This is a genomic window from Mucilaginibacter gossypiicola, from assembly GCF_900110105.1.
Classification (GTDB): domain Bacteria; phylum Bacteroidota; class Bacteroidia; order Sphingobacteriales; family Sphingobacteriaceae; genus Mucilaginibacter; species Mucilaginibacter gossypiicola.
The window spans coordinates 1,119,530-1,135,330 of the sequence record NZ_FOCL01000001.1; the positions used below are offsets into that span (position 1 = coordinate 1,119,530).

Consider the following 15,801-nt stretch of genomic DNA (forward strand, 5'->3'; position numbering starts at 1 on the left):
GTTTAGGGGGTTACTATTAATTTTTTGCCAGCTGCTCTAAAATGTATTTTATTTATTTCCAACACTTTCAATAAAACAGACAAGTTTGATTCGCGGGATATACCTCCGGTAAACAAGCGTGCAGGTATGTCTCCCTGGTACTCCACGTCTATATCATACCACCTGGATACCTGCCGCATAATGGTTTTTATATCTTCGTTTACAAACAGGGTTTGCCCGTTTTTCCAGGCCATAACTGCATTGATATCGGCATCATCTGTAACAGATAATTTCCCGTCGCTACTCAGTTGCGCCTGCTGGCCAGGCTTTAACATTCCCATAATTTTGTTTCTTACAATTTTTACAGATCCCTCCAGCAATGTTGTTTTGATCTGAGATTCATCGCTGTAAGCCATAATGTTAAAGTGTGTACCTAAAACCTGCACTTCTTCCTTATCATTTACATTAATTTTAAATGGCATATTTTTATTTTTTGCCACTTCAAAATAGGCTTCGCCGGTAACGGTTACCCTGCGTTCGGTTCCGGAAAAAGCAATTGGATACGTGATAGATGACGAGGCATTGAGCCATACCCTGGTACCGTCGGATAATTGCAGATCATATTTGCCGCCGCGGGGCGTTGTCATGGTATTATATATAGGGGCGGCGGTGGCGGCAAGTGTTTTGTTATAGGCGATATGCCCGTTTGCCGATTTTATAATTTTCGTATTGCCCTGCTGCACAAGCATTCCGTTCCGGGCCGAGTCTAAAACTATTTGCGAGCCATTGCCGAGCGTTAATATGGCCTTATTGCTTCCCGGTTTTTTATCAAAAGTCTTTGGCTTATTTATTGCCGTTAACACCGCGGGCTTGGGTTTATTACTTTTAAGAAGATATACCCCGCATAACATAAACAAGAGTATGGCAGCTGCCCATTTAGTCTGGGTTAATATGCCGTGTTTAAACTTTTTTCCGGATGATGATTGATGTTCAAAGATGCGGTTCAGAATCTCTTGCTGCCTGTAAGCAGGTAATATGCGTTCTTCGCTTTCTTTATTTAAAAAATCGCCAAACAATTCTGTTACCTGTTGCTCGTTCTGCGGATCATTAATATATAAAAAAAGCTCCCGGGTTTCTTGCTCCGATGCCTCTTTGTTCATATACCTGTCCAGTAAATTACCGAGTTGTTTATTATCCATGATAATGAAAGGGATTGTTTACGGGAAAGCAGATCGCGTACGTGGCCCTTTATATACACTGACACACGGCAAGAAAGCGAGGGTGAGCTGAAAATAACTTTTTTTCGATTTTTACATTAACCAATTGAAAGTCAAGTATATAATTTCGCTATTTAAAAAGCCAATAGAACAGTACAAGGCTATTAATACGGACAAAATGGGTCCTGATAAATTTCAGGGCCAATTTCATATGGGTGTGAACAGTTGAGGATGAGATATTTAAACGACCGGCCACTTCGCTATATTTTAATCCTTCCTGGTGGCATAACGTGTAGATAAGTTTTTGCTGAGGTGTAAGGCCGCTTATAGCGTCATTAAGCGCCCGCTCCATGTCCCGGTAAATAACATCATCTTCTGTATTATTTACTTCCACGGTCATTTGTTTGCCCAGTTCAGAAGCAACCAGGTTTTCGTGTGCAATGCGCCTTAATGCATTGTATGCATAATTACGGCATATGCGATTGAGATAAGCTCCCAGATTTTCAATCTCCGGAAGGCTCTGGCGGTTAAGCCAAATTTTAAGGAAAACCTCCTGTAAAATTTCTTCAGCGAGCTCCTCCGACCGTGTAAGCTTGAGCGCAAATGGATAAATCATTTTGGAATAATGCTCAAAAAAAAACGCAAATGACTTCTGATCACCGGAAGCAATCCTTTGCATAAGTATTTTATCCGTATCTATTGAGCTATTCTGCAACATGTTAAAAAACAAAATTGTTCATTTCCATGAAGTGAATATATATCGAAAACTACCACCGGTTTACTTTAACATAGCGCAAACGTTTGCTTTAGTTTAGCTGATTTTTAAAGAAATAACAGGAGCTAGTGTCGGCAAAGAGCCGTAAAAAGGACTGCCTGCCGGCAGATTCATTCAGAAAGGAAAAATAGCTGTAGAGATGTGAGAAGCAGCACTAAATCACCAACGCAAACGCTTGCGTAAAGAATTAAAAATAAGATAATTATAGAATTATACTTTCCAAAGTATCGATATAGTACCGCTACTTATATAATCCGTACAGTGTTTAACAACGAAACAGGAGTTATGAATATGATTTTAACCGGTACGAGAGTATCCGGATATCTTTTATAGAAAAGGGCCGCAGTAAAACTGCGGCCCTGCTATCAATCGTCGGCCTTAAACTTCGGTTCAACAAATTCCCATTCATGAATGTGCGACTGGCGATGTTCTTTTTTAACAACCTGATCAAAATAAGCAGTAAGATCAGTATGTGCTGAAGCGATATCATTTTCTTCCGACGGATCCTTATCGAGGTCATAAAGCTCCCAGCGAGCCGCGGTATTTTTCTTCATGTTTGATTTTACGCCTTTCCAATGCCCATATCTGATGGCAATTTGTCCGCCTTTTTCAGGAAATTCAAAATACAGATACTCGTGCAGCTTTTGCCCCGGCTTATTTAATAAAGTGGGCAAAATAGATAATCCATCATTTTGCGGTGGCTTTATACCTGCGATATCAGCAAATGTAGCCATCATATCAAACTGTACCGAAACAAGGTCGCTCACTTTACCGGCGGAAATCTTACCTGGCCAGCGGGCTATAAAAGGTTCGCGGATGCCACCTTCATAAAGGTCCTGTTTGCGGCCGCGAAGCTCCGCAACACTGTTAAAATAACGGGTATCTGCACCGCCAACATCAAAGGTGGCTCCGTTATCGCTTGAGAACATCACGATGGTGTTCTCGTCCAGACCCAGTTTTTTCAATAAAGCAAAAATCTTCCCGATCTGTGTATCCATATAAGTGATCATGGCCGCGTAGGTAGCCCTCGGATATAAAGTAGCCGCGTAGCCTTTTTCACCACGGTAAGGCTTGTCATCAAACTTTCCCAGGTAAGGTTTCAGCGCCTCAGGTGGCACCTGCAATGATAAATGCGGAATGGTAAACGGCAGATACAGGAAAAATTGTTTGTCACGGTTCTTGCCAATAAAATCGAGCGCCCTGGCCGATAGGCGATCTATCGAGTAATCTTTCCCTATAAAGTAATCATAGGCTGCTTTATCAGTTTCGTCGTCTTTAAGTTTCTTGTGAACAAAAATGCTTGAGTTATGCAGCGTATCCCATTTGCCGTTTTCCCACAAATGGGTTGGGTAATAGTTGTGGGCCTGCTTTTGATCAAGATAACCATAAAAATAATCAAATCCCTGTTTATTCGGATCGCCGGTATTAGTACTCATTCCCAAGCCCCATTTACCTATCGCTCCGGTAGTATAGCCAGCCTGTTTTAGCATGTGGCCAATGGTAAACGTACCTTCGGGCAAGGGCATTTGCCCTCCTTCTACCGAATCGGCAAAACCACCGAACTCATAATTTCCGCGGATATACGAATGGCCGCCGTGCCTGCCGGTAAGTAACATACAGCGCGCCGGTGCGCAAACCGGCGTACTGGTATAATGCTGTGTAAACCTGATCCCTTCCTTCGCCATTTTATCCAGAAATGGCGTTTTTATCTTTTGCTGACCATAAGCACCTAATTCCCCATAACCCAGATCATCTGCATAAATATAGATGATGTTAGGCTTTTTTTGCGCATTTGCAGCTATGGGAACCAGCATCAAAAACGCTGCTATGATTTGACAGACGAAGGAAGGGATTTTCATAAGATTTTTAATTTAATTTTCTGTATTACCCGGGAACTGGTCAAACAGGGATTTAAGCTGTTTCGCAATTTCGGGGTATTCTTCTATAACATTGGTACGCTCGCTTGGGTCGTACGCTAAGTTAAACAGTTCCGTTTTAGATTCCTGAACCTGTTTTACAATTCCGGTGTTCGTGTTACTGCTTTTAATTTCACGGTATTTCCAATCGCCCTGTCTTACTGCCTCACAAATACCATTATTTACGTAATATATCTCCCGGTGTTTGGGTTTAGCTTCCTTGCCCAGCAACAAGCCCGAAATAGATTGCCCATCAAGCGTACGGCCTTTCGGCAGGGGCGCTTTGGCCCATTCGGCAAGGGTTGGCAATACATCAAGGTTACTGGTCATACTGGTTAAAGAAGCCCCCGCAGCAGTATGCCCTTTCCAATAAACAATAAATGGTTCGCGCACGCCACCTTCATAGCTCAAACCTTTGCTGCCACGAAACACGCCCGCAGTGCCTGCATCCCAGTGTTTGGTTGCGCCGTCGCCACTCATGCGCGATGGAAATTCTATCCATGGGCCGTTGTCGCTCGAAAACATGAACACGGTATTATCCGCCAGTCCCTGTTTTTCCAGTTGTTTCCAGATCTCGGCCAGGCTGGCATCCAACTGTTCTACAACATCACCAAGGTGCCCGCCATCCGAACGGCCTTTATTCTTTTTAGATGAAGCAAATGCTACCGGTAAATGCGGCATATTATGGGCCAGGTACAGGAAGAATGGCTTATCTTTCTTCTGATTTTTAACAAATTTAATTGCCTCATTGGTATACAGATCAACTATGGAAGAATCGGCCGGTTTAATGACCTCGGGTTTATGGTTACGGAATAGTTTAATGGTAGTATCTGTAACTACATAAGGCGACCGGTAATCGTGGCTGTAAAGCAAACCATAGTATGAGTCAAAGCCTTGGGCCATGGGGTGCTGAAAGGAAAAATGATCTCCAAGGTGCCATTTTCCGATCATGGCTGTACGGTAACCTACCCCCTTCAGCATTTCGGCTATGGTCACCTCCTGGTCGGGCAGGCCAAGCTTTGATCCCGGCGAAAGTGGATAAGGCACGTTCATCCGGGAAGCATACCTGCCTGTTAGCAATGAGGCACGTGAGGGTGAGCATGAGGGGCTTGTAACTACATAGTTGGTTTCCCTGACACCTTTAGATGCCATTTTATCCAGAAAAGGGGTTTTGATAACCGGGTTGCCATAACAGCTCAGATCTGAATAGCCCATATCATCGGCCAGTACAAAAATAATATTGGGACGTTGCTGCGCCTTTGCACCAGCCAATACTAATGACAATGCCGCGGCAAGCATCCATTTGCCCGCTTTTAAATAAGAGGTTTGTTTGTGTCTCATATCTCGTTTCCTTATCATCATTTACCAGTTAGGGTTCTGTTTTAGGTTGGGATTCAAATTAGTTTCTTTTTGGGGGATAGGCCACAGGTAATGCCTTGATTTATCAAAAACACGGTTAAAAGACACCACCTGTACCGTAACCAGTTTGTTGCCTGCATCGGCATAAGTGATACCATAAACAGGTCCGGTCATCACGGTCTCTGCGGTCTTCCACCTGCGGATATCAAATAAATGCAATCCTTCAAAGGCAAGCTCAACCGTGCGTTCATGGCGCACAATTTGCCTGAGTTGCTCCTGGGTTAAACCGGTTGGGATATTTGGCAATTTAACATCGCTTCGGCCGTTACGTACGGTATTGATGGCATCATATACCGATTGATCTATTTGGTTCAGTTCAATTTTAGCCTCGGCAAGTGTTAACAAAACTTCAGCATAGCGTAGTAAGATAATATTAATGCCGCTGTTAGATGGATTAGCGTAATCCTCGGTATTTATATATTTTTTAATATTATAACCCGTTGTTGAAGCAATGTAAGTACTTCCAATCGCATCTGCGGTACCGCTACCCGGAGCAGGTTTAAAGGCAATGCCGCTTGGTAGTATATCTCCGTCAACATAAACAGAGAAGCGAAGTCGCGGGTCGCGGTTATCATACGGATGGTAAGGATCAAAACCGCTGCCTGCATCATTGATGTTTTTACCGGCAGATGTTTCGTAAGCATCTACCAACGTTTTGGTAGGCACATAATAACTTTGCGCGTTCTTCTGACTGTACGGCGCAAGTAAAGCAAATACCCCGTTCGAATAGGAATCTTTCAAAAATTGCTTATCCAGGATAACTTCCGAATTGTTTTCGGCAGCATATTTAAATAGGTTTTGGTAGGAGCTATACAACGTATAACCTTTAACCTGTGTTGCAGCATCTGCCGCAAGCTGGTATCTGCCGGCCCAAAGATCGGCCCTGGCTTTTAGCGCCCAGGCGGCCCCTGAAGTAATACGTCCTTTGTCGGCCGCAGCATATGAGGCAGGCAATAAAGCCGCGGCATCACTCAACTCTTTATCAACAAAATCCCATACCTGGCTTACAGGCGTACGGGTAACTTGTTGCCCTTCGGCAATGGTAAGCGTTTTGGTAACTAAGGGCACATCACCGAAAAAGCCTGCTAATTTAATGTATTGGTAGGCCCGTAATACTTTAGCTTCGCCTTTGAAGCGGTTAATAAGCGTAGTATTTGTTGAAGAAACTTTATCAATATTCTCAAGGAAATAATTAGTTGCCTGGATACCTGTATAAGCAGCCGACCACTCATTGTATATTTTAGCGTTCGCGATATCATAGGTACCCAGCTCGATGAATGCCTGCGTATCAAAATTCTGGTTGGTGTGGGCAATATCACTTAATGCATCCCAGGTAAAGATATTAGTACCATCGAGGTCGGTATACAAGGCGTTATCAGCCAGCAGGGCATCGCTTTCCGTTTTCCAGAAAATATTGGACGATACACGATCATTCGGTACAGAATCAAGCAGGTTTTTACGGCAGGATGAAAGGCCTCCGGCCAGAATTAAAGCAATAAGATATTTATATGAAGTATTTTTCATGACGTTTGATTGATGGGTTAAAACTGAACATTGACACCCGCGGTATAAAGCGATGTTTGAGGATAATAAGTAGCCCTTCCCGATTCCACTTCGGGATCCAGCTTCCACTCGTTAAGTTTGGAGAACGTGAGCAGATTGGTTGCTGATACATAAAACCTGATCCGGCTGAGATGCAATTTGCTCACCGTTTCTTTTGCAAGGCTGTAACCCAATTGTATGTTTTTAAGGCGCAGGTATGAACCATTGATGATCAGCCTGTCTGAAGTAGCAACATTGCGCAGATCGAACTTGATAGGCCTTGGAAAACGCGCGCCTGTGTTTTCAGGTGTCCAATAGTTATTGGTATAAATAGCTGATGTAAAACCCTCCTGGTTACCCATTTCGGCAAGGGCCCCCGACAGGCGGGTATCCACCTTTGCGGCTCCCTGGAATAAGAAGTTCAGATCGAAGTTTTTGTATGCGAAGTCGCTGCTTAAGCCAAAGGTGTATTTCGGAAACGGGTTGCCGATGGCGGTCATGTCGTTTGCATCGATCTTGCCATCTTTATTCAGATCGACATATTTCACGTCGCCCGGTTTTGAATTTGCCGCATAGGTTGGATAGGCGTCAACCTGGGCTTGTGTCTGAAACAAACCGTCGGTTTTATATCCCCAAAGGGTATTCACCGGCAAACCTACCTTGATGATATACCGGGGGTCGATATCAGAACCGGTAATATAAGGTCCCGTACCCTTCAGATCGAGCACTTTGTTTTGGTTAATGGTAAGGTTGGCGTTGATATTATACCTGAAACCAGATTCGCCGCCATGGTAGCCAACACTAAACTCAAAGCCTTTATTTTCGACAGAACCGGCATTTTGTGGAGGCGCTGCGAGACCTACCGTTGCGGGGATCCCCAGATTTAATAAAATATCGTTAGTTACTTTCCTGTAGTAGTCTGCTGTTACGTTTAAGCGATTATTCAGGAATGTAGCGTCCAGGCCAAGGTCAAGCTGCGTGGTCGATTCCCATCCGAGGTTGGTATTGGCCAGTGTTGATTGGCGATAGCCAGGAACGGATGCCCCGCCAAAGGTGTAAGTTGTTAAAGCCAGTGCGGAATAATAGCTGTACAAATCGACTGACTGGTTACCTGTTTTACCCCATGATCCCCGTAGTTTAAGATCATTAACTACATTTTTCACATCATCCCAGAAACCTTCCTGCGAAATGCGCCAGCCACCTGAAAATGAAGGAAAGAAACCATAGCGTTTATCGCCTGTGAATTTCGAGGAACCGTCATAACGGCCGTTGGCCTCAAAAAGATATTTGTTGTCATAAGTATAATTGATCCTTCCAAAATAAGAGCGCAAACCAAAATTGGCGTCATATCCCGAATTACTCTTGGTGCCATCGTTGGCACCCTGCCCTATCGATTCTACATCATTATTGTAAAACCTTTCGCGATAAGCACTCAAATAACTTTGGGTATCGTAGATCTCGGAGTATCCAACCAGTCCGCGAAACGAGTGCTTACCGATTGTTTTTTCATAGGTAAGCAGGTTATTCCAGGTATATTCCCGTAAATTATTGCGCACCTCTGTTAAACTGTTATTGGCAACCGTTTTGGTGATATTGGTGTTTTTATCGGTATTAGAATAAGCATTTGTAAAATTCTTCTGCTGGATATACTCTACCCTTGCACCATACTGTGTAGACAATTTAAGGCCAGGCAATATCTCCAGTTCGGCTTTTAGATTAGCGATCAGGTTATCATCGTATTGTGATGACAAGCCTCCTATTTCAGCGAACATCAATGGGTTGTTGCCCTGCGTACTTAAACCGTAAGTGCCGTCGGGATATTTTGGCACAGCCCAAAGCGATCCATGGTAGAAGTTATTAAAAGGATCAACCGTAGGTACAGTCGAGTAATTGCTCCGGTAATTCAGGTCGCCGCTAAATTTCAGGATTTTGGCTGCGGTATAATCCGTATTCAGTTTTACCTCTTTGATCTGGTCTTTAAAATTAACTACGATGCCATCCTGATCCATATAACGGGCACTCAACCGCGCTTTGATCTTATCATCTCCTCCCGCTACAGACAAGCTGTGGTTTTGTTGAGGCGCGGCATGTAACATGGTTTGAAACCAGGTATTGGGCAAAGGATATTTCAAGCGATCGGTAGCGTTTACCCAGGTATTGATAGATGCATCAGTAAAACGGTCCGGGAGAGCTGCGCCTGCATTAGTATAAGCAACTTGCTCCAAACGCATATATGCCTCAAGCCCCATCATTTCGGGCTTGTTTATTGCGTTTTGTGAAGCATAGTAATAGTTATAATTAATGGATAATTTATTTTCTTTAGCACGTTTAGTAGTAATTAGTATAACACCATTAGTGGCCCTTGAACCATAAATCGCCGTAGACGCCGCGTCCTTTAAAATAGATACGTTATCAATATCATCAGGGTTAATATCAGTCAGTTTTTGCTCGATACCATCTACAATAACCAATGCATCATTCTTACTGAGGTCGTACCCGCCGGTGCTGCTGCTGTTAATATTGAAAGTAGTAATACCACGTACACGTATGGTGGCATTTGAACGCCCCGGCGCACCTCCCCTGTCTAATACGGTTACACCCGGTGCCAGGCCTTGTAATGATTGCTGCACATTTGATACGGGCCTTTGCACCAGCGTATTGCCGCTTACCTGGCTCACGGCGCTGGTAAGGCTGGTCTTTTTCTGCGTACCATAGCCTACAACCACTACGGCATCCAGCTGTCCGGCAGCAACAGCAAGTTGAACATTTATTTCAGTTCGGCCGTTCAGCGCTATTTCCTGACTTTTAAAACCAACAAATGAAAAAATAAGCGTGGCGTTTGCTTCGTTGACAGCAATCTTATAATTACCATCCGCATCAGTTACCACCGCCTGGTTTGCTTCCCTAACTTTTACGGTAACGCCGGGCAGCGCTACACCTTTATCATCTGTTACCCTACCGCTTACCGAAATGTTTACGACAGGTTTTGACACTACCGGCTTTGGCTTTTCTTTCTGTACAATTAAAACCTTATTGTCATGCGTTTTATAGGTGAGACCAGTGTTTTTGAATAATAGATTCAGCAAATCGGCAACCGGTATGTTTACTCTATTTAAAGTAAAGTTATTATATGGATTAAGTAGACTTTCATTATAAACAAAAACGAACCCACTTTTTTGTTCAACCTGTGTAAGTGCGGCCTTTAAACTTACCTTTTCAAATGTTACGGAAATTTTAGTATCATTTATGGTTTGCCCGTTTATAGTACCGGCAAACAGCAGTAAGGATGTGCTGGTTACTAACAGGAAACTGAGCATAAGCACCCGGGCCAGTCGTTGTATCGTCAATAATTTGTTAGGGAAATTTATATTCATATTATATAAGGGGTTATTAAACTTTTTTCTCTTTATCCACGGCAGAAAAAACAGTTACGTGGTTTCCGGAAATCCGATAGCGGAAATCTCCTGTTTTTGCAAGATCACTCAATATATCATTCAGATTATCGGTAGCGTTAAAACCTGTGTTGAACCTGATGCTCCTAAGCTTGCTTGTTTCAAACTCAAATGAAGTATTATACCTGCGCTGCAATTCGCTTGCTATCACCTCAAGCTCTTCATTATGGAACCTGAATTTTCCTGCTATCCATCCGTTGGTGTTTTGCGCTATCACACTCGACCGGGTTATTTCACCGGTTGCTTTATTGAAATCCGCTTGCTGATTTGGTAAAAGAAATATTGGCGCCGAATTCTTTTTTATCACCGCTACTTTTCCTCCAAGCACTGTTACCGTAATTTTTTTTGTTTCGGCAGCCGCGCGAATATTGAACGAGGTGCCAAGCACCTGCGTTTTTATCTCTCCTGTGGATACTACAAACGGTTTTTGCGGGTCATGGGCAACATCAAAATATCCTTCCCCGTTAATCAACTGAACCACGCGGATCTTTTTGCCAAAATCTCGCTGATAAGCCAAAGTACTACCGGCATTAAGCCAAACTTTTGATCCGTCCGGTAACTCTGCTTTGACCACGCTTCCGCCCGGAGCATTTATTTTTACCCATGTCTGTTTTTCGTTGCCTTTATAGGCATTTTTGATAAACACCCCCAACCCTACCAGCAACAGCAGTGTAACCGATGCAGCAACCAAAGCTATTTTATACCTGATAGGTCTAACAATGGCGTCCGGGCTGCCAATGTTTTCCCACATTTCCTGTTTGATCTTTTCCAAATCGATCTCCACCAGCAAATCTTCACCTTTTGCGGCCCATGCGTTATACCATTGCTCAACAAGCGCTCGCTCCTCATCTGTACAGCTTCCGCTCAAATAACGTTTCAGCACATCCGGCTGGTCGGCAGTTTGTTTATTAAAGAGTGTTTTCATTGCTGTTGTATATAAGACAGTTTCCGAAGGCCCTGGTAGTAGAGCTTTCGTAAATATTTTTATTTTTTATTTGGGATTGATTAACGCATGAATATCAGCAGGAAAAACAGGTAAGATATTTTGAGCTTTAATATCCTGATTGCATTGTTGATCTGCTTTTTAACGGTTTTATCGGAGATCTGAAGTTCAGACGCGATCTCTTTATGGCTGAGATTTTGTTTACGGCTGAGCTCAAAAACGTTTCGCATTTTTTCGGGCAGGTTCGCTATTTCTTTGTCGATGATACAGGCGAGCTCCTTTTCACGAAGGTTGTCTTCCACAACCTGGTGATTCTCATCGAAATAAATTGCCATAGCTTCAAGGTAGCTTTCACGAACTTTCCTTTTATCAAATACATTAAGCACACGGTTACGCAAAGCAGTGTACAAATAGGCTTTCAATGAAGTAACTAACTCCAGTTCGGCTCGCTGCGCCCATATCGAGGTAAAAAGCTCCTGGACCACATCCTTAGCTTCATCCTCGTCTCCGAGCATTTTATAGGCATGCACATACATTGGCCCCCAATATTTGTGATAGATTGTGCTGAAGGCAGCCCTGGAGCCTTGTTTTGTTTGTATTAAAAGTGCGGCATCTGAAGCTTGAGAAAAGTTAACTTCATCGGCTGGCTTTGACATATGATCGGGTTGTATGCTGAAAAGTAATCTGGATAAAAAGGTCTGATATAAGACTTATCTGTTGAGATAAAGCGACAATTCAACAACAATTGCCACTTGAATCAAAGCCTGCGACTTTATCTTTTAATGAAGATTTAAATTTCAAATACATCCAGAGAATTAATTGAGTAATGATGAAAAACTCAGCAAAAATAAAAGAAAAAAATAAAACCCATTATATCTATAGAATTTATATAATAAATTAAGCAAATGGCATTTCAGTAAACAGCCAATCAAGGTTGCTTTTGGCACCTAAAGTCACATTCATAATAATATTGCCCGCTCATCGACGCTTACACGAAGCTCCGAGAGCGGGCTTGAATTGCCGCACCTTATTCCGAACGAAGACTTTTCACCGGGTTGGCCAGGGCCGCTTTGAAACTGTGATAGCTAACTGTCAACATCGTCAGGGCTACGGCACCTGTGCTGGTGAATGCAAATATCCACCATGACAGCTCTGTGCGATATGTATAATGTTGTAACCACTGGTGCATTGTATACCAGGAAAGCGGGATTGCAAAAAGTAAAGCGATACCTACCAGCACCACAAATTCTTTCGATAGTAAGCCCCAGATGCCAAACACTGATGCTCCGAGCACCTTTCGGATGCCTATTTCTTTAACACGCTGCTCTGCGACGAAGGATGCTACCCCGAACAGACCGAGGCAGGATATGAAAATGGCAAGCACGGCGAATACTGATGCAAGCCTTCCTGTACGTTCTTCCGCCATAAATTTTCGGGCGTATTCGTCATTAGTAAACTTATAGTTGAATGGCGCCTCCGGAGCAAATTTCCGGAAAACCGCTTCTACCCTGGCGAGTGCCTGAGCAGCCAGCAGCCCCGAATTGAGTTTCAAGTTGACCACATTGAAAGAGCGCTGCCGGTCATCCATTAAAAACACCACCGGCGTGATCGGATCGAACGGCGAGGTCATGACCATGTCTTTTACCACACCCAGCACTTTCCAGTCTTTGCCGTGCCATTTAATGGTCTCTCCCACCGGATTTTTCAGTCCCATTTGCCTGATGGCGGCTTCATTAAACAGGAATCCCGACGAATCACTTAAAAACTCGCTGGAGAAACTTCTGCCTTCCTTCATTTTCCAGCCGACAACAGTGCCAAAATCGGGTTCAATCAGCACCGTACCAAATTCTTCCTGCCGGTTGGGATCCTTTCCCCGCCAGCTCAGATTATCTGCCCCAGACCAGATTCCTGTCATTGGGTTAGATGACGCTGACACGCCGGATACAGCACCGGTTCTCAGCAGTTCTTCGCGGAAAGCACCATATCCCTTGATAGCGTTGTAAGGAATTGATACAAGGTTATCCCGGTTATATCCTACCGATCTGTTTTTGGCGAATTGAATTTGTTTGAAAACAACGATGGTGCCTACAATCATAGCCACAGAAACAGCAAATTGAATAACCACCAATATTTTACGGGGCACCGAGGCTGCAGGGCCAACTCTGAAAGTTCCCTTTAATACTTTAACGGCGTTAAAAGACGACAAATAAATAGCCGGGTAGCTTCCTGCTATAAGGCCGGTCAACAGGCAAAAGCAGAAACATATTAACCACACCAGCGGCTCGTCCCAGATCAGACTGAGCTGTTTGCCCGATACATTATTGAAAAGAGGAAGAGCCAGCCAGGCTAAAACGACGGCAATCAGAAACGCCACGGCAACTATTAAAAAAGATTCGCTGAGAAATTGCGCTATCAGCTGACCGCGTAGAGAGCCTATGGCTTTACGTATGCCCACTTCTTTTGCGCGTTTTTCGCTCCGCGCAGTACTAAGGTTCATAAAATTGATGCACGCCAACAATAACACGAATACGCCGATGACGCCAAAAAGCCATACGTACTGTAAGCGTCCAGGCACGACAGCGCCGTCCTTGAATTCATAGAGATGCCATTGCCGCATCGGGAAAAGCAGCAGCTCTGGCCTGGCAGCATCTTTTGCGTGTTCGTAAAGGACGCTTTGTATTTTATGCGATAGTTGTTGTATGTCACTACCAGAATTTAACGAGGCAAAAATCTGGAACGAGCTATCGTACCAATTATTCATGTCTCCGGGATTTTGAAACAAGATATTTATCGGTGCGATAAAATCTACATTACTAAACTGCGTGTTCGGCGGCAGGTCCTGGTATACCCCGCCCACCTGTACCAGGTAAATATCGTTGATCTTAATTATTTTATTTACCGGATCTTTATCGCCAAATAGCGTCCTTGCAAGTGATTCATCAATTAATACAGTGCCGCGTGTATTAAATGCAGTTTTCGATCCCCTGATCATTTTCAGAGTGATAATATCAGTAAATGCCGGTTCGGTATAACAGCCCGTCCTTGAAAAGGCATGGTTATTATAGTTGATATTTTGCTCGAAAGTAAGGGCCGCGGCAATCTGCTTAAAATTACTTCCATACGTTCTGCGTAGTTCTGCGGATAAAGGCAAAGGCAACGAGGATTGCGACACCAGGCCGCCGCCGGTATGTTTATTAGCAATTACCTGTACAATGCGGTCGTAACCGGTGTTAAATTTGTTGAACGATACTTCGTCCCATATCCACAGGCCGATCAGCATAGCCACGGCCATGCCAACGGCGAGCCCGGAGATATTAATAAATGAGGAAGCTTTGTGCCTGACCGAATTGCGCCAGGCTATCTTTAAATAATTCTTAAACATATGATTACGGTTTACCTGGTCCGAAATTATTACCGGGCGTCGTGAACCATATGCCATATTATAAGATGGCAGTTGTTTTTTGTAGGCTGCGGGCGTTTCTCCCGTCAGCTGTTTAAATGCGCGATGGAATGTTCTTGGCGAGTTAAAACCAGAATCATAAGCAATTCCCTCAAGGGTGATGTGCTCGTAAGCTTTGTCTTTCATCTTACTTACAATGTCTGCTACACGGTAAGCGTTAATGAAATCATTAAAATTCGTTTTAAGCACAGTATTGATGAGCCGTGACAATTCGTGGGTGGTTAATTCCAGTTTTGCAGCCAGGGAGGTCAAGCTTAAGTCAGGATCCCTGTAGTACCCTGCTTCCTTTACAACTTTTTTTAGCCAGCTACCCCTACGCTGGGATTCGTCGGGCTGCAACCTCAAGAAATAAGGGTCTTCTGCAGGCAAACTGATTTCAGGTTCTAAAATCACCATTCCTGCCGCAACTATCGCCGGCACAGCGTAAAGGAAATATATAATACTAAGTACGGGGATCATCCCGGCATTATTATATAGCCAAACGACGATCAGCACCGGTACCGATAATAACCATGACAATGCAAAACATGACAATAAATTATTCAGCCAGCGCAGTCTATGCCGGAACCGGTCTGCACCGTTAAACTTTAACTCGCGGAAATAGTCTTTGATCCGGTTGCGGGCGGCAAACAAATAAATGCCAACGGATATAAATATCGGTAAACAAAATGCGGTGATTCCATCCCGGAGACTCATTTTATAATAAAACGCTAAGATAGCCTCTGCCAGAAATGGGATAAAATGGAACAAGCTGATGTAACGAAGTTTACAGTTAGGTTTCGTTATGGCAGATACATAAAAGTATATAAGGGGGCCCAATGCTAAAGAAAATCCAGGCACTGTCAGGCCCGTATTTTGGGGGAAGGTTGTCGGATAAATTTGTGCGCCTAAAACCCGGATCATATCCAGGATGATGATAAGCAGGATCACACCGAGATATCGGTTGGCACGTTTATTTCCTCTTTTAACACAGAACAGCATCAGGCTAAAAGGCATACCAACAAAAACCACAGCCAATAAAGCGAGGTCATAGAGGTGCATGTGGAGTGTGAACATTTTCAAGCTATACGTTAAAGCAATACTTTATCCCAAAGTACA

At 43.7% G+C, this 15,801-nt stretch carries 9 protein-coding genes; all 9 read right to left on the bottom strand.

The window, feature by feature from the left end:
* Nucleotides 1–2 precede the first annotated feature (2 nt).
* The 9 genes from BMX50_RS04580 to BMX50_RS04620 all read right to left on the bottom strand — a co-directional run bounded on the left by BMX50_RS04580 (nucleotide 3) and on the right by BMX50_RS04620 (nucleotide 15,759).
* Complete coding sequence (locus tag BMX50_RS04580) at nucleotides 3–1,178, bottom strand: FecR family protein (RefSeq protein ID WP_091208225.1); 1,176 nt, start codon at nucleotides 1,176–1,178, stop codon at nucleotides 3–5.
* A 148-nt stretch (nucleotides 1,179–1,326) separates the two neighbouring features.
* Nucleotides 1,327–1,875: an RNA polymerase sigma factor gene (locus BMX50_RS04585; protein ID WP_167667808.1), complete on the bottom strand. Its 549-nt coding sequence runs from the start codon at nucleotides 1,873–1,875 to the stop codon at nucleotides 1,327–1,329.
* A gap of 461 nt (nucleotides 1,876–2,336) precedes the next feature.
* A complete protein-coding gene (locus BMX50_RS04590; RefSeq protein ID WP_091208230.1) occupies nucleotides 2,337–3,830 on the bottom strand; it encodes an arylsulfatase in 1,494 nt (497 codons plus the stop codon).
* A gap of 12 nt (nucleotides 3,831–3,842) precedes the next feature.
* Complete coding sequence (locus BMX50_RS04595; protein ID WP_244280846.1) at nucleotides 3,843–5,228, bottom strand: sulfatase family protein; 1,386 nt, start codon at nucleotides 5,226–5,228, stop codon at nucleotides 3,843–3,845.
* Nucleotides 5,229–5,249: 21 nt separating this feature from the next.
* Nucleotides 5,250–6,830: a RagB/SusD family nutrient uptake outer membrane protein gene (locus BMX50_RS04600; RefSeq protein ID WP_091208233.1), complete on the bottom strand. Its 1,581-nt coding sequence runs from the start codon at nucleotides 6,828–6,830 to the stop codon at nucleotides 5,250–5,252.
* A gap of 17 nt (nucleotides 6,831–6,847) precedes the next feature.
* Nucleotides 6,848–10,222, bottom strand: a complete 3,375-nt coding sequence (locus BMX50_RS04605) for a TonB-dependent receptor (RefSeq protein ID WP_208864641.1) — start codon at nucleotides 10,220–10,222, stop codon at nucleotides 6,848–6,850.
* A 16-nt stretch (nucleotides 10,223–10,238) separates the two neighbouring features.
* A complete protein-coding gene (locus BMX50_RS04610) occupies nucleotides 10,239–11,225 on the bottom strand; it encodes a FecR family protein (RefSeq protein WP_091208238.1) in 987 nt (328 codons plus the stop codon).
* A gap of 80 nt (nucleotides 11,226–11,305) precedes the next feature.
* Nucleotides 11,306–11,899 (bottom strand): RNA polymerase sigma-70 factor, encoded by a 594-nt coding sequence (locus tag BMX50_RS04615; RefSeq protein ID WP_091208240.1) that lies wholly within the window; start codon nucleotides 11,897–11,899, stop codon nucleotides 11,306–11,308.
* A gap of 371 nt (nucleotides 11,900–12,270) precedes the next feature.
* On the bottom strand, nucleotides 12,271–15,759 hold the full coding sequence (locus tag BMX50_RS04620) for an ABC transporter permease (protein WP_091208243.1): 3,489 nt from the start codon (nucleotides 15,757–15,759) through the stop codon (nucleotides 12,271–12,273).
* Between the last annotated feature and the right edge of the window lie 42 nt (nucleotides 15,760–15,801).